This window comes from Paractinoplanes globisporus DSM 43857 (assembly GCF_000379645.1).
Lineage (GTDB): Bacteria > Actinomycetota > Actinomycetes > Mycobacteriales > Micromonosporaceae > Actinoplanes > Actinoplanes globisporus.
The window spans coordinates 193,658-215,891 of record NZ_KB903297.1 but is presented as its reverse complement, the minus strand read 5'-3'; the positions used below and the strand labels follow the sequence as shown (position 1 = coordinate 215,891).

Sequence of the window (22,234 nt, the reverse complement as noted above, 5' to 3'; positions counted from 1 at the left end):
GGGTCACGCCGTCCGCAGCTCGACGACGGTCACCTGTGGGGGCGCGCCCACCCTCACCGGTGGCCCCCAGAACCCGGCGCCGTTGGTCACGAAGACCGGCACGCCGTCCACGTTGCCGTAGCCGGAGACCACGGGTTGTTGCAGCCCGACCAGCAGGTTGAACGGTGCCATCTGGCCGCCGTGCGTGTGCCCGGAAACCTGCAGATCGACCCCGAACGGGGCCGCCTGGTGAGCCGCGACCGGCTGGTGCGCCATCAGCACGACCGGCCGCGTGGTGTCGCGGTCGCCGAGCGCCTTGGCGAAATCGGGAGGGTCGCCGTACTGCGTACCGCCGAGGTCGTTGACCCCGGCGAGGTCGAGCCCGTCGATCTCCACCCGCTCGTTTCGCAGCGGCCGTACGCCCAGCTCTGCCACCTCCTCGATCCACGGCTCGAACCCCGAGTAGTACTCGTGGTTCCCGGTCACGAAATACGCCCCGCGCCGGGACTCGATGTCGGCGAGCGGCGTCGCGAACCGTCCCAGCTCAGCCACCGTCCCGTCTACGAGATCCCCGACGACGCACACCATGTCCGCCTTCACCGAATTGATCAGGTCGACGATCCGGCCCACATGCCGCGTTCCGGTCAGCGGTCCGAGATGGATGTCGGACACCACGACCAGCCGGGTGCCATCCATGCCTCGCGGAAGCTTCCGCATCGGCATGGACCATCGGTTGATCTCCGGCGGCCCAAGCGCGCTTTTCATCCCGTACGCGGTGACGCCGGCGGCCGTCAATCCGGCGAAGATCGCCGCTCCCCGGGCGAGGACGAGTCGGCGGTCGATGCCCTCCTCTGCCCTTACCTCTTCTTCTTTCTTTTCCTCGGTACGTCGTCGCGTGCGCCACCACAGCAGGATGGCCGCTCGCGGGATCTCGAGCGGGATCAGCGTCACCAGGAGGTAGAACATCACGGCCAGCCACACATAGCCCGGCCAGGCCAGCCACTCGGCGTGCCCGGTCCTCGCCCCGATCAGCGTGGCCGGTAGAAGAACGGCCAGCGTGATCGCCGCGATGCCGCCCGCCCGCCTCGGCCATCCGGGGCGCAGTGGATCGCGCACGAGCCGCTTCCACAGATAGAAGTGGATCAGCCCGATGATCACCAGGATCAGCACCACGAAGACGACCAGCACCGCTCAAGTCTGCCGTCAATCGAATCTTGGTTCTCAGCCGCCCGCGAATGGCGGGAGCACGTCGACCGTTACGCCGGCCGGCAGCTCGGCTTCCCGGTCGTGGCAGGCGAGCCCGTCGACGAGGAAGCTGGCCGACTTCATCACCAGGCCGAGCCGCTCGCCGTGCCGATCGGCCAGTAGCTGGGCCAGCTCCGCGATCGAGCCCGCCTCCGCGTCCTCCGACGACACGCCACCGGCCGCGGCCCGGGCCCCCGCGAAGTAGCGCACGGTGACCACGTCAGCCCCCGATCGCCGACATCGGCCGCGCCGGCTGCAGGAAGCTGGGGTCGTCGATGCCGTGCCCCGCCCGCTTGCCGCGCATCGCCACCCGCCATGCCTCGGCGATCTCCGCGTCGGTGGCGCCGCCGCGCAGCAGCTTCCGCAGGTCGCTCTCCTCGCGGGCGAACAGGCAGTTCCGGATCTGGCCGTCCGCGGTGAGCCGGGTGCGGTCGCAGTCCCCGCAGAACGGGCGGGTCACGCTCGCGATGACTCCCACCCGCGCCGGCTCGCCGGCCGCGTCCACATGGCCCGGCACCAGCCATGTCTCGGCCGGCGAGGTTCCACGTGAAACGTTGTCGGGGCGCAGGTCGAAGGGCTGCAGCGCGGCCAGGATCTCGTCGGCGGTCACCATCGTGTGCCGGTCCCACTGGTGCTGAGCGTCGAGCGGCATCTGCTCGATGAACCGCAACTGGTACCCGTAGGTCAGCGCGAACTTCACCAGCTGCGGCGCCTCGTCGTCGTTGATCCCCCGCATCAGCACCGTGTTGATTTTGACCGGCGTGAGGCCCGCCGCGGCCGCGGCTTCCAGCCCCCGGAGCACGTCGTCGAGGCGGTCACGGCGAGTGAGCGCCTGAAATCGCTCGGGATCCAGCGTGTCCAGCGAAACGTTGATCCGGTCGAGCCCCGCCTCACGGAGGCCCTCCGCCACCCGCTCGAGCCCGATGCCGTTGGTGGTCAGCATCAGCCGGGGCCGCGGTTCCAGCTTGGCGGCCGCCGCCACGATCCCGAGCAGCCCCCGCCGCAACAGCGGCTCGCCGCCCGTGAACCGCACCTCGGCGATGCCCAGCTCTTCGACCCCGATCCGGATGAGCCGGCCCACCTCGTCGTCGGTGAGCTGCTCTTCCTTCGGCAGCCAGGCGAGGCCCTCCGCCGGCATGCAGTAGGTGCAGCGCAGGTTGCACCGATCGGTGAGCGAAACCCGAAGGTCCGTCGCCACCCGCCCGAACCGATCGACAAGCCCAGTCACGAGCGCCTCCCGACGCCCGCTTCGGATCTCGTCACCTTCGCCACGCCACAAACCTAGCCGCTCCGGTCCGCCAGCGCCGTAGTCAATATCGTCCAGTGGAAAGCCGGGCCCAGCCAAGGGCGGCCGGCATGCCCAGCCGGGGCGAGGCGGGGGCCTGTCCGGCGGTGATCTGAGGCGGCAGCGGCCCGGCGGTGATCTGAGGCGGCGGCCCGGCGGCCCGGCGGCTCGGCGGCTCGGCGGCCCGGCGGCCCGGCGGCTCGGCGGTGAGTGAGGCGACAGCGGCTCGGCGGGTCGGCAGTGAGTGAGGCGGGGGCGGCCTGGCGGTGAAATGAGTTGATCACAGGAGTGGGGGCGGGGACGGTTGGAGGTATGGCGACGTTTGAGGAGTTGGTGGCGGAGGGGGCCGCGGTCCCGGTGGACGGCTGGGACTTCTCCTGGTTCGTGGGGCGGGCCACCGAGCAGCGGCCTTCCTGGGGCTACGCGCGGCTGATGGGCGAGCGGATGGCCCAGGCCCGGCGGGCGCTCGACCTGCAGACCGGCGGCGGTGAGGTGCTCGCCTCGATCCCGCGGGCGCCGGAACAGCTGGTTGCCACCGAGGGATGGCCGCCCAACGTCGCGCTGGCCCGGGAAAGGCTGGCGCCGCTCGGCGGAGAAGTCGTCGAGGTGGGCGAGGACGAGGACCTGCCGTTCCCGGACGGCGCCTTCGACCTGGTGGTCAGCCGCCACCCGGTCACGGTGCACTGGGACGAGGTGGCCCGGGTGCTTGCACCGGGCGGGACCTATTTCTCCCAGCAGGTCGGCGCCGGTTCGCTACGCGAGCTGATCGACTTCATGATGGGCCCGCAGGAGGTGGGCCGCGCCCGAGACCCGGAGCTCGCCCGCGAACAGGCCACCGCCGCCGGCCTGACGGTGCTCGACCTGCGCAGCGAAGCCCTCCGCATCGAGTTCGTCGACCTCGCCGCCGTCATCGTCTTCCTCCGCAAGGTCATCTGGACCGTGCCGAACTTCACCGTCGACGCCTACCACGACCGCCTGCGTGCCCTGCACGAGCAGATCGAACGAGACGGCTCTTTCGTGGCCCACTCCCAGCGCTTCCTGATCGAGGCCCACAAACCAGCCTGACCGCCGCTGGTCAGGCGATCGCTTGGAGAGCGGCGGAGGCGGCGGCGGTGACCGCGCTTCGGTAGGACGCGCCGAAGGCGGCGGTGTGCACTAGTAAAAGGTGAAGCTGGTGCAGGGGGATGCGGTCGCGCCAACCCTCGGCCAAGGGGTACACCTCCTGATAGGCGGCGAGGATGCGGTCGAGGTGGGGCGCGCCGCCGAAGAGGGCCAACTCCGCGAGGTCGGTTTCCCGGTGTGCGCCCTGGGCCGCCGGGTCGATCAGGTGGGCGCCGGCCGTGGACCACAGGACATTGCCGGGCCAGAGGTCACCGTGGGTGCGGCTGGGCGGCTCGGGGTCGGGGCGGTCGGCCAGCGCGGCCAGGACGCGATCGACGAGAGAGACATCGGCGGCGGAGAGCGCGTCTCGGTCGGCGGAGAGCTTCAGGTAGGGCAGGAGGCGATGGCTGGCGAACCACGCCGGCCACGGCCCCGGGTGTGGGGTGTTGTCGAGCGGGAGCGGACCGATATAGCCCGGCCAGGGTGCCCCGAACGCCTCGGCGCCGGAGCGGTGCAGCGCGGCCAGGTCGCGGCCCAGGCGCTCGGCGGCCGCGGGGGTGGGGGCGGCCTCGTCGAGCCACTCGGTGGCCAGCATCTGCGGAAGAGCCACGATCAGCTCGGGGACGGGGGCACCCGCCTCGGCCAGCCAGCGCAGGCCCGCGGCCTCGGCCTCGAAGAAACCCGCAGGTGGATCGCCCTGTGGCCAGGTCTTCGCGAAGATCGACGTGCCGTCGTCCAGGGTCAGGCGGCTCGCGCTGCAGACGCTGCCGCCGCTCACGGGGGTTTCGCGGATGCGCTGGTGGGTGAGAAATGTCGGGAGATGCTCGGGGTGCGCGCGTAAGTACGCCTGGTCCACGGGGTTATCTTCCACTTCGGCTTACGGACGTCCGGAAACGGAGTCAAAATGTCGGCATGAGCCCTGTCACAGTGCGTTCGTACCGCCCGAGTGACCACTCCGCGAGTCGTCGACTGTGGTCCGAGCTGACCAACCAGCACAACCAGATGTACGGCGAGCCGGCCGAAGACGGGGGCGAGGGCTTCGAGGAATACCTGACCCGGCTCGATCTGTCGGGGCTCTGGGTGGCCGACCACGCCGACGACGGGGTCATCGGACTGGTCGGGATGATCATCCGCGGGCGGGCCGGAGTGGTCGAGCCGATCGTCGTGACGATCTCGCACCGCCACAAGGGCGTGGGACGCAAGCTTCTGCGCCACGTCGCCAACGAGGCGCGTAAGAGGAACATGACGGCCCTGACGATCTCGCCGGCGTCGCGGAACGTCGACGCCATTCGCAGCTTGCACGCCGCCGGGTATGACGTGGTGTCGTCCATCGAGCTCACCCTCGATCTTGAGCGGAACCCGCATGAGTGGCAGGAAGACGGGCTGGAGCTGCACGATATGCAGTTCCGCTCGTAGGCTGCCCAAGATCTTTTCTTCCCTGTGGATAACCGGGTTTTCCACAGGCCGGCCAATTGGCACTCGCGCGATCCGGCGGGCGGGCCACCATTCCGCGCATGAACCCGGACTGCTTGATCACCGCCTGTTCCTCGGCCGAGGCCGTCGCCGTCGCTCCTTACCTTCTGGGGTTCCATCCCACGAACAGCCTCGTCCTGCTGGGCCTGCTCGGCCCCATGGTCGACTTCGCCGTTCGGTACGACCTGCCGGCGCCGGACTGCAGCGACTACTCCGAGGTGGCGTCGGTGGTCGCACGGCAGGGGGCAGATCGGGTCATCCTCATCGGGTACGGGCCGCCGAAACCGGTCTCGACGGCGATGGTCGGCGTCGGGCGCGCGCTGCGGCAGGCCGGGGTGCCGATCGAGGACGTGATCCGGGTGGCCGACGGGCGATGGTGGTCGTATCGGGGCGGACCGGCCGGCGGGACGCCGTGCTCGCCCGGGCTGGCCGCGCACGCCGTCTACCAGGGGATGGTCGCGCTGCCCGACCGCAAGGCGCTGGTCGCCAAGGTGTCGCCGGTCGACGGCGTCCAGCGCCAGGAGATGTCGGAGGCCACGGGCCGGGCCCGGTCACGCGCCACCGGCCTGGCCGCGGCCGATCCGAGAGCCGAGGGCGACGGCCAGTGGATGCGCAAGGCCGGGCGAGAGGCCGTCCGCGAGGCCGAGCGGCTGGCTCGCGCCGGCCGGTCGCTGAGCGCCGACGAGGTCGCCTGGCTGGGGGTTCTGCTGGTCAAGTCGATCGTGGTCGACTACGCGATCGACCGCTCCGGCCCCGAGGATTGGCGGCTCCGGCTGTGGACCGACGTGGTGCGCCGGGTCGAGCCGGAGCACGCGCCGGCGCCGGCCTGCCTCCTCGCCTTCGCGGCCTGGCAGGCGGGGGACGGCTCGCTGGCGAGAGTCGCGGTGGACCGGGCCCTGCTGGAGGAGCCGGGGCATCGGCTGGCCGGGCTGCTCGACCGGCTGCTGGCCGCCGGCATCAGGCCGTACTCGGTGCTGGCGCTGACACCGCCGGGGCGCCCGCCCGCGCCGGGCCTCCGAAACGACCGGAAAGAGAAGAGCGAGGCGCTCCCGCGAGATCGAGGCCCGCGCGGGACCGGCGGCGGGCGGCGGAGACGTCGCGGCACCCGCCGCCGGTCGCTCTGAGCGAGACCGGTCGGCACCGATCTCGGACCAAGAGGAGGCAACAGGAAACGGCGCCGGGCCCCATGCCCGGAGCCTCGCGGCAATAGATGGCCGTAACTCGCGGCCGGTCTTAAGTGTCGCCGAACCCCGAGTGTTCAGACGATGACGCGCTGTGCGGCCGTGTAGACGTTCATGGTCTCGCCACGGAGGAAGCCGACCAGTGTCATGCCCGCCTCGTCGGCCAGTTCCGCGGCGAGGGTGCTGGGCGCCGACACGGCCGCCAGCAGCGGAATCCCCGCCATCCACGCCTTCTGCGTCAGCTCGAAGCTGGCCCGCCCCGAGACCAGCAGCAGGTGCCCCGAGAGCGGCAACCGGCCCTCCCGGACCGCCCACCCGATCACCTTGTCGACCGCGTTGTGCCGGCCCACGTCCTCGCGCAACACCACCAGTTCGCCGGTCGCCGTGAACAGCCCGGCCGCGTGCAGCCCGCCCGTACGGTCGAAGGTGCGCTGGGCCGCCCGCAGCAACGGCGGCAGCGAGGCCAGCGTCCGAGCCGGCACCGTCAACGGGTCGGCGGCCACCTCGAACTGCGATCGGGTGCGGACCGCGTCGATGCTCGCCTTCCCGCACACCCCGCAGGAACTGGTCGTGTAGAAGTTCCGGCTCGGGTCGGTGACCGGCGGCGGCACCTCCGCGCCGAGCACTATGTCCACCACGTTGTACGTGTTCGGAGTGTCGGTACCCGCGCACAGCTGGGCGGTCACCACGTCGTCGGCCGACCCGATGATGCCCTCGGTCAGCAGGAATCCCATGGCCAGGTCGATGTCGTGCCCGGGCGTCCGCATGGTCACCGCGAGCGGCTGTTTGCGCACCCGGATCTCCAGCGGCTCCTCGGCGGCCAGCTCGTCGGGCCGGCGGCGGGAGTCGGTGGTCGGGCCGGAGAGGTTGATCTTCACGACCGGTCGCCGGGTGGTGGTGCGCGCCATGACGGAAGCCTATGCCGGACGGAAAGTGATCCACGACCGTAAGGTGAGCGCCCGGTCACGCTCGACACGCGCTCGGGATACGGTACGTACGTGGGAGGGTTTGCGGCGGTGGTGCTGGCCGGTGGTGCGGCACGGCGGATGGGCGGCGCGGACAAGCCGACGCTGCCCGTCGGAGGTCAGTCCATGCTGACCCGCGTGCTGGCCGCGGTGCATGACGCCGATCCGCGCATCGTGGTCGGCCCGGTCCCGCCCGACCTTCCGGTGCAGGTGCACTCCACCCGGGAGGAACCGCCCGGCGGCGGACCCGTCGCGGCCACCGCGGCCGGGCTCGCGCTGGTGCCGCCCGACGTCACGTTCACCGCACTGCTCGCGGCCGACCTGCCGCTGCTCACCGGCGAGGCGATCGACGTGCTGCGGCTGACCGTCGAGTCGGCGCCGATGCAGGGCGCGGTCTATCGGGACGCCGAGGGTCGCCGGCAGATGCTCTGCGGCGTGTGGCGCACGTCGGCGCTGCGCGAGGCGGTCGACCGCCTCGAGGAGGAGCGCGGCGATCTGCGCGGCGCCTCGGTCCGCGAGCTGATGGACTACCTGCGCGTGGCCGAGGTCTCCTGGCGCCGCCCGGGCCCGCCGCCCTGGTTCGACTGCGACACCGACGACGACCTGCGCACCGCCGAGGAATGGGCCCGATGAGCGGCGGCAAAAGGCGGGACGAGATGAGCGGCCTGGACGCGTGGGTGACGGCGGCCGGCCGCGAGCTGGGCCTCGACCCGGCCGAGGTCCCGACCAAGGCCGTGCTCGACGTCGCGCGAGACGTCGCGCACGGTGTCCTGCGTCCGGGTGCGCCCGTCACCGCGTACATGATGGGGCTTGCCGTGGGACGCGGAGCGGATGCCGCGGACGTCGCGGATCGTCTCAGTGAGCTCGCGTTGTCCTGGCCGGGCCCCACCTCCTGAACGCGCTCGATAGGGTGGCGGGAACGGAGGTGCACGATCATGACGGCAGACAGCGCCGCGGGCGAGTCGAACGACAACATCCTGCTCGACGAGCCGACCACGGCTGACCTGCGGGCGAAGGTGACCGAGGCCTGGCGTGACTTCGCGGGGGCCCTGGCCACGCTGCTGTCCTCGCTGGGTCCGGGCGCCCATATCGACCTGACCCTCGACCCGACGGCGTCGGGCACGGGCATGGCGGTCTACTCGGTAAGCATCCGGCTCCTGCCCGACAAGGCGGTCGAGGCGCTCGCGGTCGGTAACGCCGATCTCCCCGAGGGCTACCGGATGGACCGCTCCGCGGTCGCCGACCTGGTCGCGCTGGGCTGGTCGCCGCCAGGTGTGCTGCCGGGCTCGGGCGACTTCTTCGGCCTGCGTTCCAGCCAGGACAAGGCCACCCAACTGGCCACCGTCGTCTCCCGCACCCTGCGTGACGTCTACGGCGCGCCGCACCCGGCCTTCCTGGTCTACCTCGTGCACGACGAGGAGGACGAGCCGATCGAGACCGCGCCGCTGGCCACGGCCCGTAACGAGCCGAACATCGGCGAGGTGCTCGACATCGACGACCTCGACGACGACGGTGAGCTCTCGGCCGCCCTGGCCTCCGCCGCCGACGAGGTCGTGCCGCTGGACGAGCGAGTGCGCACGGTCGTCGCCACGATGTCGAAGACGCCGGTCGACCAGCTCCAGGTCGACACGGACGGTGACATCGGCATCCGGGCCGGGTCGGCCATGGTGTTCGTCCGGGTTCGCGACAATCCACCGCTGGTGGACGTCTTCTCGCCGATCCTCACCGAGGTCGAGCCGACCGAGCAGCTCTACGTGAAGCTCTCCGAGCTGACCAACCGCATGCCGATCGGCCGCCTCTACTGCGCGCAGGACACGGTGTGGGCATCGATCCCGGTCTTCGGCCGGAACTTCCAGCCCACCCACCTCATGCTCGCCGTGCAGGTGATGACCGGCCTGGCCGACGAGCTCGACGACCGGCTGCACGGCGAGTTCGGCGGCAAGCGCTTCTTCGGCGAGGGCGACAAGCCGACCCCGGCCAAGCAGAGCGCCGAGGACGACCACCGCACCGGCATGTACCTATAGGTCTAGCCGAACGAGACGAATCCGATCTGGTCCAGCGTGGACAGTTCGGCGACACCGAGCCCCGAGTCGCCGAGCGTCCACAGCTGGTCCCCGATCACCAGCGACCGGCTGATGGCCTGCCCGTTCAGCGCGCCCACGGGTGCTATCGCCCCGTTCTGCACGCGCAGGCCGAGCACGCCGTTCCCCGAGATCGGCAGGACCAGCAGGTTCGTCGCGGGCCACCAGAGCAGCGCGTGCGGATCGAACTCGGCCTCCGATGTGGAATCGGGCACGACATACTTGGCCAGGCGCCGCGGGTCGGCCGGATTCGCCACATCAAAAAGCGAGATCAAAACACCATTGCGTACGCCCTGAGCACTGGCTTCCTGCCCCACGCCGACCAACAGGTCGTCCCCGACCGGCTGCAGGTGCGCGGAATACCCCGAGATCTTGAGCTCACCGGCCAGCCGAGGACGGCTCGGGTCGGAGAGGTCGAGGCTGAACAGCGGATCGGTCTGCCGGAAGGTCACCACGTACCCGCGCGGCCCGAGGAAGCGCACGGCATAGATCTGCTCACCCTTGCCGAGTCCGTCGATCTCCCCGACCTGCGTCAGTTTGGTCCCGCGCGGCGCCAGCACCCGCACCGCCGACGACCGCGAGCCGAGATCGGTCGTCGCCACCCGCAGGTTCCCGTCCCATTCGGACATCGAGTACTGGTTGAGCAGCATGCCGGGCACCGCGCCGCTCGCCTCGAACCGCGGCTTCTCGCCCTCGGTCAGCGCGAACTTGAAGATCTCGGTGTCCGGCGCGGCCTTGCCGGCCATCGAGTCGATCCGCCACCGCTGGTCGTTCGCGATGTAGAGACTGTCGGTCGTCCCGTAGACGATGTCGCCGTCGGCCACCACCGAGACCGGGTTGCCGTCGGTGAGCGCGGGCGCGGTCAGGTCGAACGTGAGCACGGTGAGCATCGACGCGCCGGAGAACGACGCGGGCCGGCTCACCGAGCCGCAGTCGACGTGCCCCGAGGTCGTCGACGCGCCCGTGGTGACCTCCCACTGCGGCAGCCAGGCCTCCACCTTGGTCCGGTTCACCACCTGCTTGTTCCGCTGGAGTTGGCTCTTCTCGCTGCCGGTCGCGTTGTAGGGGAACACGATCCGCGGGTTGCTGCCCAGCACGACCCGGGCCACGTTGCCGGTCTGCCGGGCGTCGACGACCCGTCCGTCCCCGCGGTACCGGCTGATGACACGCGGCGTGCCGGCCAAGTCGACGAGGATCAACTCCGACCCGGGATAGCCGATCTGGGGCCCGGGATCGCGCACCTTCGGCCCCACCTGGTCGATGGCCGTCATGCTGCCGTTGCCGAGCACGAGCGCCCGGTCGCCGGCGAGCAGCAGGGGGGCGCCGCCGCCGAGGCCGAGCGTGAGCCGGCCGGTCTCGGTGCGGGTGGCCGCGTCGATCACGTGGAGCACGCCGCCGCTGACCGTGACGATCCGGCGGCCATCGGTCTTCACGACGTCCGGCTCGTCGACGCCCTGCTCGTGCACGTTGGTGCCGGAGAAGCTGGTCGCCGCCGGCGCCGGGACGGCGGCATCCATCGCGCGCATCGAACCGGAATCGGCCTTCATCGCACCGGCCTCGGCCGCGAGGGGCATCGGCTGGGCGCCGAAGTAGCCGTACGCGGTGAGCGATCGCATGGCCGCCGCGCGCAGCTCGGTGAGCAGCTTGTCGCAGGAGTCGAACGCGACCAGCGTGAGCGGGGGAGCCGGAGCCGGGACGACGGGCTTCGGTTCGGGAGCATCGGGAGTCGAGGTGCAACCGGCGAGCGGTAGCACCGAGAGCACGGCGCAGATCAGGAGACGGCGGCGCATGTGCGGTTGGACGCGCCCCCGCCGGGACGGGTTCCCCTCATTCGGAGGGTGCGGGAACCACCGTCGGCGTCTCCACGAGCCGGGACAGGACGATCATGCTGCGGGTCGAGGTGACGAACGGTTCGGCCCGCAGCCGCTCGAGCGCCTGCTCGAGGTGCGCGATGTCGGCGGCGCGCAGGTGCACGAGCGCGTCCGCCTCCCCCGAGACCGTGTACGCGCCGATCACCTCCGGATGCCGCCGAGTGGCCACCGTGATCTGGGCCGGCGTGGTACGCCCGGTGCAGAAGAGCTCGACGAACGCCTCGGTGGTCCACCCCACCGCGGCCGGATCGATCACCGCGGTGAATCCCTTGATCACCCCGCTGGATCGAAGCCGGTCGACGCGTCGCTTCACGGCCGGGGCGGAGAGAGCGACCTTGGATCCGATGTCGGCGTACGACGCGCGGGCATCGGCCACCAACAGCGCAACGATTCGCTGGTCAACCGCGTCCATCTGCAACGATTCGCCTCCAACACACAAGATTTATCGCTGTTTCGTACCCCGACGCCAACCTACTCTCTACCTCATGAGCCACATGGAGCGCATGCCGCGAGTCAGGACATATCTGATGTGTCCGCCGGAGCACTTCACGGTCGAGTACGCGATCAACCCGTGGATGGACACCACCGTCCCGGTCGACGCCGCGCTCGCGGTCAAGCAGTGGGACCTGCTGCGCACCACGCTGGTCGACCTCGGCCACACCGTCCATGTGCTCGACCCGGTGGCCGGGCTGCCCGACATGGTCTACGCGGCCAACGGCGCCTTCTCCGTCGACGGCCGGGTCTACGGCGCCCGCTTCCGCTATCCGCAGCGGGCCGCCGAGGCCGCCGCGCATCGCGACTTCTATGCGGCCTGGAATTTCGTCGCGCCCGAGCACGTCAACGAGGGCGAGGGCGACTTCGCCTACCTCCCGGGCGCATACGGCGGCGTCATCCTGGCCGGCCACGGCTTCCGCACCGAGCCGGCCGCGCACGCCGAGGCGCAGGAGGCGCTCGGCCGCCCGGTCGTCTCGCTTCGCCTGGTCGACCCGGCCTTCTACCACCTCGACACCGCGCTGGCCGCGCTCGACGACCACAACATCACCTACTACCCGGGCGCGTTCTCGCAATCGGCGCAGCGGGTGCTGGCCCAGCTCTTCCCCGACGCGGTGCTCGCCGACCGGGCCGACGCCGAGGCCTTCGGGCTGAACCTGGTCAGCGACGGCCGGAATGTGATTCTCAACACTGAGGCCACGGCGATGGCGCACAAGGTCCGGGCAGCAGGGTACGAGCCGGTCCACGTGGAGCTCACCGAGCTGAAGCGGGGCGGCGGCAGCGTCAAGTGCGCGGTGGCCGAGCTTCGCCACGCGTGACGCGTGAGCGAAGATGGAGCGCATGACCGACGACAACCGCACCCCGGAAAAGCAGCAGGACGGCACCGTCATCGTGGTCGGGCCCGACGGGCGTCCGATGGGCACGGTGGAGCCGGACGGCTCGATGTCCCCCGAGGAACCGGGCAACCTGATCGAGCAGCCGGCCAAGGTCATGCGGATCGGCAGCATGATCAAGCAGCTGCTGGAGGAGGTCCGGGCCGCTCCGCTCGACGAGGCGAGCCGCGGCCGGCTGCGTGAGATCCACAAGCGGTCGATCATCGAGCTGGAGGACGGTCTCGCCCCCGAGCTGCGCGACGAGCTCGAGCGCCTGTCGCTGCCGTTCGAGGGCGACACCCCGCCGAGCGAGGCCGAGCTGCGCATCGCCCAGGCTCAGCTGGTCGGCTGGCTCGAGGGCCTGTTCCACGGCATCCAGGCGGCACTGGTCGCGCAGCAGATGGCGGCCCGACTCCAGCTCGAGCAGATGCGCGGCGGCAGCGGCCGCCCGGCCCTGCCGATGGGTCCCGGCGGCGGACTGATCCCCGGCATGCCCAGCCAGCAGGGTCAGGGCGGCGCCGAGGGTCGTACGGGGCAATATCTTTAAAGCCCGAACGCCTGCCGGAGGTAAACGGCGACCCCGTCCTCGTCGTTCGTGCGACCGATCTCGTCGGCCACCGCGCGAACGGCGGGATGGGCATTGCCCATCGCGACTGAGTGCCCGGCCCAGGTGAGCATCGGGATGTCGTTCGGCATGTCGCCGAAGGCGAGCACCTCGTTCGCCGCGAAGCCGTCCCGCTCGCAGAGCCAGGCCAGCCCGGCCGCCTTGGTCACCCCGGCCGCCGAAATCTCGACGAGCGCGCTCTTCGACGAGTGCGTCGTCTCGGCGAAACCGGCCAGGATCCCGCTAATCAGCTCGTAGAAGGCGTCCGGCTCGTGGTTGGCCGAGCGGGCCAGCAGCTTCACGGCCGGCACCGACGTCAGCTCCTCGGGGGCGGCGAGCACGCGTACGACGTCGTTGTCGGCCTCCCAGCGAACCGGCCACGCCTCCTCGTACCAGAACTGCCGGCCGTCCTCGACCTCGACGGCAAGAGCGATGTCGGGAACCGAGTCGCGCAGTCGCTTGGTCACGTCGAGCAGGATTTCGACCGAGAGCGGGTCGGTACGCAGCACCGTGTCGGTCACCGGGTCGTAGACGACCGCGCCGTTCGCGCAGACCGCCGGCACGGGTTCCGGCATCTGGTCGTACAGCTGCCGCAGCCAGCGGACCGGACGACCGGTCACCAGCACGAGCGGTACGGGGAGGGCGTGCAGAACCTCGAGTGTGCCCGGGCTGAGCGACCCGTCGTCGTGGATCAGGGTGCCGTCGATGTCGGTGGCGACAAGCCGAAAGGGATGCATCACCTCGACATTAACTTGTCCAGGTAGACAGCCACGCCGTCCTCGTCGTTGGACAAGGTCACCTCGTCGGCCACGGCCATGAGCGACGGGTGGGCGTTCGCCACGGCCACCCGGCTCCAGCCCGCCCAGGCGAACATCGGCAGGTCGTTGGGCATGTCGCCGAAGACCAGCACGTCCTGCGGGTCGACGCCGACCGCCTCGGCGACCACCGCGAGGCCGGTGCCTTTGTTCACATTCGCCGGGCAGATCTCCAGGTAGTCGAGGCCGGCCTGGGTGACCGACGCCACCTCGGCCGGGATGATCCGCCGCGCGACCTCGAGCAACTCGTCGACGTGAAGGCCGGAGGAGCTGGCGAACGCCTTGATCACATCGCCGGTGAGGCACTCGGCACGCGGGCGCTCCTCGACGGTCACCGGGTAGCGCCAGGTGGGGTCGTAGTCGCCCCAGAGCGGGGAGTCGTCGTGCTCGAGTGCCTCGACCATCACCGACAGCGGGCCCACCGCGGCCTCGAGCTGGGCCAGCACGCCGGCCAGGGCCGGGCCGGAGAGCCGAGAGCGCAGCAGGTACGACGAATCGGCCTGGTCGAGCACCCAGCCGCCCTGGGCGAGCACGAGGAAGTCGGCGGCCCGGATGTCGTTGCGGGTGAGCGAGGTCAGGCGCGGCCCGCGCCCGGTCGCGCCCACGATCCGGATGCCGGCCGCCCGGACCCGATCGAGGACCTCGTGGGAGTACGCGGACACGGTGTCGTCGCTGCGTACGAGCGTGCCATCGAGATCGGTCGCGATCAGCTTGGGGAGTCCAGGCTTGACCATCGGTACCTCCGAGGGTGGGGCTGACCCCCGCGGAGGGCGGAAGGAAAACGGTACACCCGCCCGCCTACCTGCTGCTATGACTTCTGGTAGCGGGCGGATGTATTACCCGTTAGCGAACAGGTTCCAGGATGTCGCGGCCGCCGACGTACGGCTGAAGGGCCTTGGGCACCCGCACCGAGCCGTCCGGCTGCTGGTGATTTTCCAGGATCGGAATCAGCCAGCGGGTCGTGGCGAGCGTCCCGTTGAGCGTGGCGACGGTCTGCGGCTTGCCGTCGGCGTCCCGGTAGCGGATGTTGAGCCGCCGGGCCTGGAACGTCGTGCAGTTCGACGTCGACGTGACCTCGCGGTACCGGCCCTGCGACGGCACCCACGCCTCGCAGTCGAACTTGCGCGCCGCGCTCGACCCGAGGTCGCCGGCCGCCACGTCGATCACCCGGTACGGGATCTCGACCTTGGCGAGCATTTCCTCCTGCATGGCCAGCAGCCGCAGATGCTCGTCGGCGGCCTCCTCCGGGCGGCAGAACGAGAACATCTCGACCTTGTCGAACTGGTGCACCCGCAGGATGCCGCGCACGTCCTTGCCGTACGACCCGGCCTCGCGGCGGTAGCACGACGACCATCCGGCGTAGCGGGCCGCTCCGCCGGTGAGGTTCAAGATCTCATTCGAGTGGTACGCGGCGAGCGCGACCTCCGACGTGCCGACCAGGTAGAGGTCGTCGGCCTCGAGGCGGTAGACCTCGCTGGCGTGCGCCCCGAGGAAGCCGGTGCCCTCCATCGACTCGGGCTTGACCAGGCTCGGGGTGATCGACGGGACCAGGCCGTACTCGACGGCCTGGGCGATCGCCATCTGCAGCATGCCCAGCTGCAGCAGCGCGCCCACCCCGGTGAGGAAGTAGAAGCGCGAGCCCGAGACCTTGGCGCCGCGCTCGGTGTCGATCGCCTTGAGCGCCTCGCCGATCTCGAGGTGGTCCTTCGGGTTGTCGATCGCCGGGCGGTCACCGACCTCGCGCAGCACGATGAAGTCGTCCTCGCCGCCGGCCGGGACGCCGTCCTGCACGACGTTGGGCACGGCGAGATGGGCCTGCCGCAGCGCGTCGTCGGCCGTGCCGGTCGCCGCCTCGGCCGCCTTGACCTCGGCCGCCAGCTCCTTGGTGCGGGCCAGCAGGCTCGCGCGCTCGTCGGGGGACGCCTTGGGGACCAGCTTGCTCAGCGATCGCTGCTCGGCCCGCAGCGCCTCGAAGCGCTGGGTCGCGGCCCGGCGCTCCTCGTCGGCGCGCAGCAGGTCGTCGACCAGCTCGGTGGGCTCGCCGCGCAGTCGCTGGCTGGCGCGGATCAGCTCGGGGTCCTCGCGGAGCAGACGCAGGTCAATCACGATTGACGAGCCTACCGGCGAGCCTGTCCCGTCCTCACCCGGATATCCCCTGTCGTCACGGTTCCGTGGGCTTGTCGCGGTCGTCGCCGAACGACGTGAACGGTTTCGCCGGCGCGACGGTCAGCTCGAGCGGCTGGTCGGGGACCACCTCGTCGCGCGGGGCGGGCGGGCGCCGCCAGCCCCAGGCGGCGATCTCCTCCTCGACCGGGTCCGGTGCCGCGGCCGTCGCGGGGGAGGCGGCGGGCCGGTGCCGGTCGGCGAGGTAGAGCGCGAGCATGGCGAGCAGCACCCCGGCCACCGCGCACCACAGGCCCCGGCCGTACGTGAACTCGACATCGTCCTTGTCGAGCTGCAGCAGGTAAAGGTCGGGAATCACGCGACTCTCGTTGCCCAGCGACGTGGTGACCGCGAACAGCAGACCGAGCAGCGTGCCGCCGACGCTCATGCCGCCCAGTCGCGCCCATCGGCGCCCGGCGGCCGGGCCGAACAGGGTAAGCACCACGGCGACGACCAGCGGGAACAGCCCGACCACGTAGCCCTCGCCGAGCGCACCGATGTCGGCGATGTTGGTGGAGACCGGGTGGGTGCCGGCCGGGCCGCCGAAGACCTTGGCGTCCACCGTGGTGACCTGCCACTCGGAGACCAGCGAGGCGAGCACGGCCACCGCGGCCAGCACCGCGGTCAGCGGCACGACCCTGCGGTCGGTGGCGAGAGATCGCCCGAGGCCGGCCGGGTTCCATCGGCGGCGGGGCTCGGGCGCGTCGCTGCCGAACTCGATCACCTCGTCGGGCCGGCTGTCGAGATCGATCGGCTGGAGCTCGGGGGGCATGTGACCCATGATGACCCGTGCCCCCGTCGCCAGGCCAGCGGCCGTCCCATGGACTAGCGTTTCGGATATGCCTATTCGCACTGCTTCGGCCCGCTGGGAAGGGAACCTCACCGAGGGTTCCGGCACGATCAAGACCGGCAAGGGCGGCTACCAGGGGAACTACTCGTTCAAGTCGCGCTTCGAGGAGGGCGAGGGGACGAACCCCGAAGAACTGATCGCCGCCGCGCACTCCGGCTGCTTCTCGATGGCGTTCTCCAAGGGCCTCGCGGACGCCGGCTTCACCCCGACCTCCGTCGAGACCACGGCGAAGGTCCACCTCGACAAGGGCGACGCGGGCTTCGGCGTGACCCGCATCGACCTCGAGACCGTGGGCAACGTCCCGGGCATCGACGACGCCACGTTCCAGAAGATCGCCGAGGGCGCCAAGGAGAACTGCCCGATCTCCCGGCTCCTCTCGCCCGGCGCCCAGATCACGCTGAGCGCCACGCTCGCCTGATCCTCCAGGCGCCGACCAGGCCGGTGCGGCCGGGCTTTCCCGGACCGCATCGGCTGACCGGTGCGCCCGCGCGGTAGCGCACAATGGTCGCTGTGCCGGTCGACATGAGTCGTGAACGTTTCGAGGAGCTTGTCGGCGAGGCGCTCGACGAGGTCCCGAGCGAGCTGCTGTCGATGATGAGCAACGTCGTCTTCATGGTCGAGGACGCGCCGCCGGACGGCAACGAAGATCTTCTCGGCCTGTACGAGGGCACCGCGCTGACCGACCGCGGCTGGAACTACGCCGGGGTGCTGCCCGACCGCATCACGATCTACCGATTGCCGACGTTGCGCGTCTGCGACTCGGAGACCGACGTCATCGACGAGGTCGCGATCACGGTGGTGCACGAGATCGCTCACCACTTCGGTATCGACGATCACCGTCTGCACGAGCTGGGTTGGGGCTGAGTCTTACCCTGATGGCACATCCCATTCAGGAGGACGACGTTTCATGCGCAGCGATCTCTTTTCCGCCGATAACCTCGAGAAGGAGTCGGCCCAGCCCGGCCTGCGGCTGCAGAACTCCAAGCTCCTCAAGGCGGAGCTGAACGGCGAGTTCATGGCCCGTCAGGGCTCGATGGTCGCCTACCAGGGCCAGGTGCAGTTCGAGGCGCTGGGCTCGGGCGGCATCGGCAAGTTTCTCAAGCAGAAGCTCACCGGTGAGGGCGTGCCGCTGATGCGCGTCCGCGGCCAGGGCGACGTCTTCCTCGCCGACCGTGCGGCCGACGTCCACCTCATCGACCTCGAGCCGGGCGACGCCCTCTCGATCAACGGGTCGAACGTGCTCGCCTTCGACTCGAGCCTGACGTACGACATCAAGATGGTCGGCGGCGCCGGGATGATGTCCAACGCCGGCCTGTTCAACTGCGTCTTCTCGGGGCAGGGCCGGATCGCGGTCACCACCAAGGGCACTCCGGTCGTGCTGAACGTGGACCAGCCGACGTACGTCGACCCGCAGGCCGCGATCTGCTGGTCGGCGAGCCTGCAGACCGGATACCACCGCGCCGAGCAGCTCGGCCTCGGCACCCTGCTGGGCCGTACCACCGGCGAGCGCTTCACGATGAGCTTCGCCGGCCAGGGCTTCGTGGTGGTGCAGCCCTCCGAGGAGTTCATCGGCGGCCTCGGCGGTGCCGGCGGCGGCCAGCAGGCCGGTCAGAGCGGCGGCCTGCTCGGCAACCTCCTGGGCAACTAGCCCCAACTAGCCCAAGTCGCCGGCTCGGAGGCGTGCCAGCCACGCGGCCGAGTCGGTGAAATCCGTGTCGGACATGCCGGGCACCGACGGCACCGGTTCGTTGACGAGCCGGTGCCGCGGGTAGCTGCCGAGGAAGCGCACCTCGGCGCAGATCCGGCGCAGGCCCTGCAGCGCCTCGCCCATCCGGGCCTCGGCCACGTGCCCGGTGCAGTCGAGGAAGAAGAAGTACGTCCCGAGCTGCTCGCCGGTCGGGCGGGACTCGATGCGGGACAGGTTGATCCCCCGTACCAGAAGCTCGGTCAGCACCGCGAGCAGCGCGCCCACCTGATCGTGCCGGATCGAGACGGCCAGCGAGGTCACGTCGTCGCCGGTCGGCTCGCCCACCGGGCCGGGGCGGGTCAGCAGCGCGAACCGGGTCACCGCGTCGGAGTGATCGGCCACCTTGTCGGCCAGCACGGTCAGCTTGTTGCGCGACACGCCGATCGGCGCGCAGAGGGCCGCGTCGTACTCCCCGGCGGCGGCGCTGATCGCGGCGGCGGCGTTGGAGAGCACGTCCACGACGACCGCGTCGGGCAGGTGGGCCCGCAGCCAGTTACGGCACTGGGCGGAGGCCTGCGGATGGGCAGCCACGGTACGAATCTGGGCCAGGGGAGTCAGCGAGCGGGCGGCCAGGACGAACTCGACCGGCAGCACCACCTCGCGGGTGATCACCAGCGGGCTGCCGGTGGCCAACTCGTCGAGGGTGACCGGAATGGCGCCGCCCACCGAGTTTTCCAGCGGCACCAGGGCGGCGTCGGCCTCGCCGGCCCGGACGGCCTCGAGCGCCTCGGGCACGCTGCGGGCGGGGGTGCGGACCCCGCGCTCGGCGGCGGGCAGGGTGCGAAGGGCTGCCTCGGTGAAGGTGCCCTCCGGACCGAGGTAGACGAAGCGTGACGGCGGCGTTCCCGGCATGCCGAGAGTCTAGGCGGGGGCGAGTCAGAGGCCGCAGGCCAGGACCCGGATGCCGGGCGGCGCCGTGGTCCGCACCCGGTTGGTGCACACCTCGGAACCGGCCGCGACCAGCGCGAGCGTGGCGTCCTTGCCGGTGGCCACGACCATCAGCGGCTCCAGTTGGTCCTCGCTCTCGCCGCTCTTCTCCAGCGTGGTGAACGACCAGGTGCCCGAGCAGTACGGCCCGGAGTCGACCTGAAGTGCCGTGTTCGGCACGCCGGGCGTCTTCTGGGTCTTGACCAGGGTGATGATCTGCGCGCCGGTCGGGGCGCCGGTGCACAGCGCGGCGTGCGAGGGTGTCGGCGTCGGGGAGACGGTGGTGGCCGGGGTGGTCGTCGCCGTCGGGTACGTCGGCACCGCTGCCGTATACGTCGGAAAAATCGGTGTGGCGGCGGCCCCGGTCGGTATCGTCGCCGCGGGCAGGCCGGGCAACTGGGACGGCCCGAGCGACAGCGGGGCCGCGCTGGGGCTCACGTACGGCGGCGAGGTGGGCAACGGCTGCGGCGGCTCGCCACAGGCACCCACCAGCGCCAGGGCGCCGACCGAAAGGACGCCCAGGGGGATGAGGCGTGTGCGGGGGGACACGCCGCACATGGTAGGCCCGCCCGGATCAGGAGGCGATGCGGTGCCCGGCCGCCAGGAGGGTGTCGATCGCCTCGGTCAGCCGCACGGAGGGCACCAGCAGGTAGTCCGTCGTGTACGTGGAGAACGTCACGATGTTCACCCGGGCGTCGGCGAGCGGTTTGATCAGCGAGGCGAGCACCCCGGTCAGCGCCAGCTCGACGTGACTGGCCACACGCAGACATCGCCAGGAGGTGTCGGCCACCGCGCCGTCGGGCACCCGATCGGCCGGGCAGATGATCGACAACTCATCAGGCGCCCAGCTCAGCGAGATGACGCCCTTCACCTCCGGACCCGCGGCCAGCGAAGCCGGGATCGGCGAACCGGCCGGCAGCCGGCACACCGCGTACTCCTCCGGTAGCAGATCTAGATCGAGCATGAGGGCAGACTACGTTTTCCGATCAGCCCTTGCCCAACCCTCGCCGGTGCGGCAAACGCCACACCTGCGGAAATCAACGCACGGGAGAGAAGAACGTCAACGATCCGGCGACCCGGTCCCCGTTCAGCAGCGGGGTGGTGATCGCGTCGACGGTCAACGGCGGCTCGCCCGGACTCGGCACCACCCGCAGCAGGCCACGGGCCAGTCGCTCGCTGCGGATCGCCAGCAGCGGCGGGATTTTTTCCACGTCGGACGCGTCCAGCTCGGCCGCGACGGCCGTGAAGTCGATCAACCGCATCGCCTCACCGAGCGGCTGCCCGATGATCTCGACCGGCTTGCCCAGCCCGAACAGCTCGCAGCATGCGGCCGACACGGCCAGGATCGTGGTGGACGTGTCGATCACCAGGCACGGCTCGGCGGCGGCCGCCACCGTGGACGTCCAGCGGTCGACACTCGGAACGAACTCGTCCTCGGCCGGTGTCCGCGCCTGGGGCACGAACGCTCCCGAAAGGGAGAGCTCGACATGTGCCACCGGTCCTCCTCGTTCCTTCGGCCCAACGGGCGACGCCGCCGCGTCAGCGGCGGCGACCCGTCGAGTTCACTGGAAGGAACGTTACCGGCGTGCTGTCCGCTTGTCAGCGGGCGTTTGTCCGTCGGGGTGCCAGCGGTAGTCGCCGGCTGGGCGATAGGGTGCGTTTGCCCAGGTACCGGGGTGGTTGGCGACGGCCGAGAGCTTGCTGGCGGTGGCCGGCGAGATGCGGGCGCCGCCGGCGATCAGCAGTCGGTCGAGTTCCTTGTCCGTCGCGACGAGGACCTCCTTGGGCAGCCCGTGCACGCTGATCACGCCGGAGCCGACGAAGGTCAGCACGGGGGTGACCGGCACGTTCAGCCCGACCGCGGCGGAGAGCGCCTTGCTGGCGCGGCGCGCCTCGCGGCGGGCCTCGGCGACGTACTGCGGGCGCTTGCCATTGATCTGCACGACGTCGCCGGCGATCAGCACGCGGGCGCGCCCGTGGTCGGCGACGGTCACGGCGTACACACCGCCGGGGCCGATGGCGAGGAAGCCGGCGCGGTCGTCGGCGAGATCGGGCTCGTAGTAGCCCTGAGCGTCGGTGCGGGGCCAGTCGACGATGTGCCAGTTGGGTCCGAGGCGATCGAGGCGGGTGAGCGCGCGGGCGCCGGCGGCCTCGAGGCGGCGGGCGTCGCGCTCGGCGCGGCGACGGCGGGCCCAATCGGCGGGCGAGGTACGGGGGGTGTCAATCGTGGTCGACACGGCCGTGCGGCGGTCGATCGCGGGTGGCGCCTTGACGGGTACGGGCAGAGCAGGGCGCGGGAAGACAGTCACATCGACCTCCGGCAAAAGGTCTCTTCGGGCTCTCTAGCCACTACCGTACGTGCTCGACCCCACACGGAGGCAAGACATCGGGGTGAAAGAGAGGCGAGTGAGTGGGGATGAATGCCGCATTCACGCACCAGCACTTCTTGCGGATGGTGCATCGGGCGGCCCTTTGTCCCCACGTTTCGGCATGTTGTTCGGCACGTTCAAGCACAAAGTTAGCCTCACCTTCGCTCGCGCGCACCGATGTCTCATGATCTAGTCAGAACGTCATCGGTCGAAC

General features: G+C 70.7%; 27 protein-coding genes. 11 read left to right on the top strand and 16 right to left on the bottom strand.

Annotation, left to right across the window (positions count from 1 at the left end):
- Nucleotides 1–3: 3 nt before the first annotated feature.
- The 3 genes from A3CQ_RS0111750 to moaA are packed head-to-tail and all read right to left on the bottom strand — an operon-like array spanning nucleotide 4 to nucleotide 2,452.
- Nucleotides 4–1,167 carry a metallophosphoesterase gene (locus A3CQ_RS0111750; protein ID WP_020511133.1) on the bottom strand — a complete coding sequence of 388 codons (1,164 nt, stop codon included), beginning with the start codon at nucleotides 1,165–1,167 and terminating at the stop codon, nucleotides 4–6.
- Between the two features lie 33 nt (nucleotides 1,168–1,200).
- Nucleotides 1,201–1,443 carry a MoaD/ThiS family protein gene (locus A3CQ_RS0111745; protein ID WP_020511132.1) on the bottom strand — a complete coding sequence of 81 codons (243 nt, stop codon included), beginning with the start codon at nucleotides 1,441–1,443 and terminating at the stop codon, nucleotides 1,201–1,203.
- A gap of 1 nt (nucleotide 1,444) precedes the next feature.
- The gene (gene moaA / locus A3CQ_RS0111740) at nucleotides 1,445–2,452 is read right to left on the bottom strand and encodes a GTP 3',8-cyclase MoaA (protein WP_026205596.1); all 1,008 of its coding nucleotides are present in this window, start codon (nucleotides 2,450–2,452) and stop codon (nucleotides 1,445–1,447) included.
- 369 nt (nucleotides 2,453–2,821) lie between these two features.
- Here moaA and A3CQ_RS0111735 point away from each other — a divergent pair, with 369 nt between their 5' ends.
- Nucleotides 2,822–3,574 (top strand): class I SAM-dependent methyltransferase, encoded by a 753-nt coding sequence (locus tag A3CQ_RS0111735; RefSeq protein ID WP_020511130.1) that lies wholly within the window; start codon nucleotides 2,822–2,824, stop codon nucleotides 3,572–3,574.
- A 10-nt stretch (nucleotides 3,575–3,584) separates the two neighbouring features.
- Here the strand turns inward: A3CQ_RS0111735 and A3CQ_RS0111730 are convergent, their stop codons facing one another.
- Nucleotides 3,585–4,466 (bottom strand): fructosamine kinase family protein, encoded by an 882-nt coding sequence (locus A3CQ_RS0111730; protein WP_020511129.1) that lies wholly within the window; start codon nucleotides 4,464–4,466, stop codon nucleotides 3,585–3,587.
- A gap of 56 nt (nucleotides 4,467–4,522) precedes the next feature.
- Here A3CQ_RS0111730 and A3CQ_RS0111725 point away from each other — a divergent pair, with 56 nt between their 5' ends.
- A complete protein-coding gene (locus A3CQ_RS0111725; RefSeq protein WP_040432184.1) occupies nucleotides 4,523–5,026 on the top strand; it encodes a GNAT family N-acetyltransferase in 504 nt (167 codons plus the stop codon).
- A gap of 98 nt (nucleotides 5,027–5,124) precedes the next feature.
- The gene (locus A3CQ_RS52435; protein ID WP_063713557.1) at nucleotides 5,125–6,207 is read left to right on the top strand and encodes a DUF4192 domain-containing protein; all 1,083 of its coding nucleotides are present in this window, start codon (nucleotides 5,125–5,127) and stop codon (nucleotides 6,205–6,207) included.
- 134 nt (nucleotides 6,208–6,341) lie between these two features.
- On the opposite strand, the gene fdhD is transcribed toward A3CQ_RS52435, so the two are convergent.
- Nucleotides 6,342–7,172, bottom strand: coding sequence for a formate dehydrogenase accessory sulfurtransferase FdhD (fdhD, locus tag A3CQ_RS0111715; protein WP_020511126.1), 831 nt, complete (start codon nucleotides 7,170–7,172; stop codon nucleotides 6,342–6,344).
- Between the two features lie 90 nt (nucleotides 7,173–7,262).
- On the opposite strand from fdhD, the gene mobA reads away from it, so the two are divergent.
- The 3 genes from mobA to A3CQ_RS0111700 are packed head-to-tail and all read left to right on the top strand — an operon-like array spanning nucleotide 7,263 to nucleotide 9,253.
- A complete protein-coding gene (mobA, locus tag A3CQ_RS0111710; RefSeq protein WP_245577181.1) occupies nucleotides 7,263–7,862 on the top strand; it encodes a molybdenum cofactor guanylyltransferase in 600 nt (199 codons plus the stop codon).
- Between the two features lie 23 nt (nucleotides 7,863–7,885).
- A complete protein-coding gene (locus A3CQ_RS0111705; protein WP_026205594.1) occupies nucleotides 7,886–8,125 on the top strand; it encodes a DUF6457 domain-containing protein in 240 nt (79 codons plus the stop codon).
- A gap of 39 nt (nucleotides 8,126–8,164) precedes the next feature.
- On the top strand, nucleotides 8,165–9,253 hold the full coding sequence (locus A3CQ_RS0111700; RefSeq protein WP_020511123.1) for a T3SS (YopN, CesT) and YbjN peptide-binding chaperone 1: 1,089 nt from the start codon (nucleotides 8,165–8,167) through the stop codon (nucleotides 9,251–9,253).
- A gap of 2 nt (nucleotides 9,254–9,255) precedes the next feature.
- On the opposite strand, the gene A3CQ_RS52430 is transcribed toward A3CQ_RS0111700, so the two are convergent.
- A complete protein-coding gene (locus A3CQ_RS52430; RefSeq protein WP_020511122.1) occupies nucleotides 9,256–11,100 on the bottom strand; it encodes a beta-propeller domain-containing protein in 1,845 nt (614 codons plus the stop codon).
- 37 nt (nucleotides 11,101–11,137) lie between these two features.
- Nucleotides 11,138–11,599 carry an Lrp/AsnC family transcriptional regulator gene (locus A3CQ_RS0111690; protein ID WP_026205593.1) on the bottom strand — a complete coding sequence of 154 codons (462 nt, stop codon included), beginning with the start codon at nucleotides 11,597–11,599 and terminating at the stop codon, nucleotides 11,138–11,140.
- A 67-nt stretch (nucleotides 11,600–11,666) separates the two neighbouring features.
- On the opposite strand from A3CQ_RS0111690, the gene ddaH reads away from it, so the two are divergent.
- Both ddaH and A3CQ_RS0111680 read left to right on the top strand, forming a co-directional pair.
- Nucleotides 11,667–12,491, top strand: a complete 825-nt coding sequence (gene ddaH, locus A3CQ_RS0111685; protein WP_084699017.1) for a dimethylargininase — start codon at nucleotides 11,667–11,669, stop codon at nucleotides 12,489–12,491.
- A gap of 22 nt (nucleotides 12,492–12,513) precedes the next feature.
- Entirely contained in the window at nucleotides 12,514–13,092 is a 579-nt protein-coding gene (locus A3CQ_RS0111680; protein ID WP_020511119.1) for a bacterial proteasome activator family protein, read from the top strand.
- On the opposite strand, the gene A3CQ_RS0111675 is transcribed toward A3CQ_RS0111680, so the two are convergent.
- The 4 genes from A3CQ_RS0111675 to A3CQ_RS0111660 all read right to left on the bottom strand — a co-directional run bounded on the left by A3CQ_RS0111675 (nucleotide 13,089) and on the right by A3CQ_RS0111660 (nucleotide 16,899).
- On the bottom strand, nucleotides 13,089–13,886 hold the full coding sequence (locus tag A3CQ_RS0111675; protein WP_020511118.1) for a Cof-type HAD-IIB family hydrolase: 798 nt from the start codon (nucleotides 13,884–13,886) through the stop codon (nucleotides 13,089–13,091). The two genes, A3CQ_RS0111680 and A3CQ_RS0111675, sit on opposite strands and share 4 nt — an antisense overlap.
- Nucleotides 13,886–14,698 carry an HAD family hydrolase gene (locus A3CQ_RS0111670; RefSeq protein ID WP_020511117.1) on the bottom strand — a complete coding sequence of 271 codons (813 nt, stop codon included), beginning with the start codon at nucleotides 14,696–14,698 and terminating at the stop codon, nucleotides 13,886–13,888. Before A3CQ_RS0111670 ends, A3CQ_RS0111675 begins: the two co-directional genes overlap by 1 nt.
- A gap of 109 nt (nucleotides 14,699–14,807) precedes the next feature.
- Nucleotides 14,808–16,070: a serine--tRNA ligase gene (gene serS, locus A3CQ_RS0111665; RefSeq protein ID WP_020511116.1), complete on the bottom strand. Its 1,263-nt coding sequence runs from the start codon at nucleotides 16,068–16,070 to the stop codon at nucleotides 14,808–14,810.
- 55 nt (nucleotides 16,071–16,125) lie between these two features.
- A complete protein-coding gene (locus A3CQ_RS0111660) occupies nucleotides 16,126–16,899 on the bottom strand; it encodes a hypothetical protein (protein WP_020511115.1) in 774 nt (257 codons plus the stop codon).
- A 67-nt stretch (nucleotides 16,900–16,966) separates the two neighbouring features.
- On the opposite strand from A3CQ_RS0111660, the gene A3CQ_RS0111655 reads away from it, so the two are divergent.
- The 3 genes from A3CQ_RS0111655 (at nucleotide 16,967) to A3CQ_RS0111645 (ending at nucleotide 18,625) form a co-directional block, all read left to right on the top strand.
- Complete coding sequence (locus tag A3CQ_RS0111655; protein WP_020511114.1) at nucleotides 16,967–17,395, top strand: OsmC family protein; 429 nt, start codon at nucleotides 16,967–16,969, stop codon at nucleotides 17,393–17,395.
- Nucleotides 17,396–17,478: 83 nt separating this feature from the next.
- A complete protein-coding gene (locus A3CQ_RS0111650; protein WP_020511113.1) occupies nucleotides 17,479–17,841 on the top strand; it encodes a metallopeptidase family protein in 363 nt (120 codons plus the stop codon).
- Between the two features lie 43 nt (nucleotides 17,842–17,884).
- Nucleotides 17,885–18,625 carry an AIM24 family protein gene (locus A3CQ_RS0111645; RefSeq protein ID WP_020511112.1) on the top strand — a complete coding sequence of 247 codons (741 nt, stop codon included), beginning with the start codon at nucleotides 17,885–17,887 and terminating at the stop codon, nucleotides 18,623–18,625.
- 6 nt (nucleotides 18,626–18,631) lie between these two features.
- Here the strand turns inward: A3CQ_RS0111645 and pheA are convergent, their stop codons facing one another.
- The 5 genes from pheA to A3CQ_RS0111620 form a co-directional block, all read right to left on the bottom strand.
- Nucleotides 18,632–19,576: a prephenate dehydratase gene (gene pheA / locus A3CQ_RS0111640; RefSeq protein ID WP_020511111.1), complete on the bottom strand. Its 945-nt coding sequence runs from the start codon at nucleotides 19,574–19,576 to the stop codon at nucleotides 18,632–18,634.
- 24 nt (nucleotides 19,577–19,600) lie between these two features.
- Complete coding sequence (locus tag A3CQ_RS57270) at nucleotides 19,601–20,200, bottom strand: hypothetical protein (RefSeq protein ID WP_051115222.1); 600 nt, start codon at nucleotides 20,198–20,200, stop codon at nucleotides 19,601–19,603.
- 25 nt (nucleotides 20,201–20,225) lie between these two features.
- Nucleotides 20,226–20,615, bottom strand: coding sequence for an ACT domain-containing protein (locus A3CQ_RS0111630; RefSeq protein WP_020511109.1), 390 nt, complete (start codon nucleotides 20,613–20,615; stop codon nucleotides 20,226–20,228).
- A 73-nt stretch (nucleotides 20,616–20,688) separates the two neighbouring features.
- Nucleotides 20,689–21,147, bottom strand: a complete 459-nt coding sequence (locus A3CQ_RS0111625) for a PAS domain-containing protein (protein ID WP_020511108.1) — start codon at nucleotides 21,145–21,147, stop codon at nucleotides 20,689–20,691.
- An 81-nt stretch (nucleotides 21,148–21,228) separates the two neighbouring features.
- Nucleotides 21,229–21,906 carry a hypothetical protein gene (locus tag A3CQ_RS0111620; RefSeq protein WP_084699023.1) on the bottom strand — a complete coding sequence of 226 codons (678 nt, stop codon included), beginning with the start codon at nucleotides 21,904–21,906 and terminating at the stop codon, nucleotides 21,229–21,231.
- Nucleotides 21,907–22,234 lie beyond the last annotated feature (328 nt).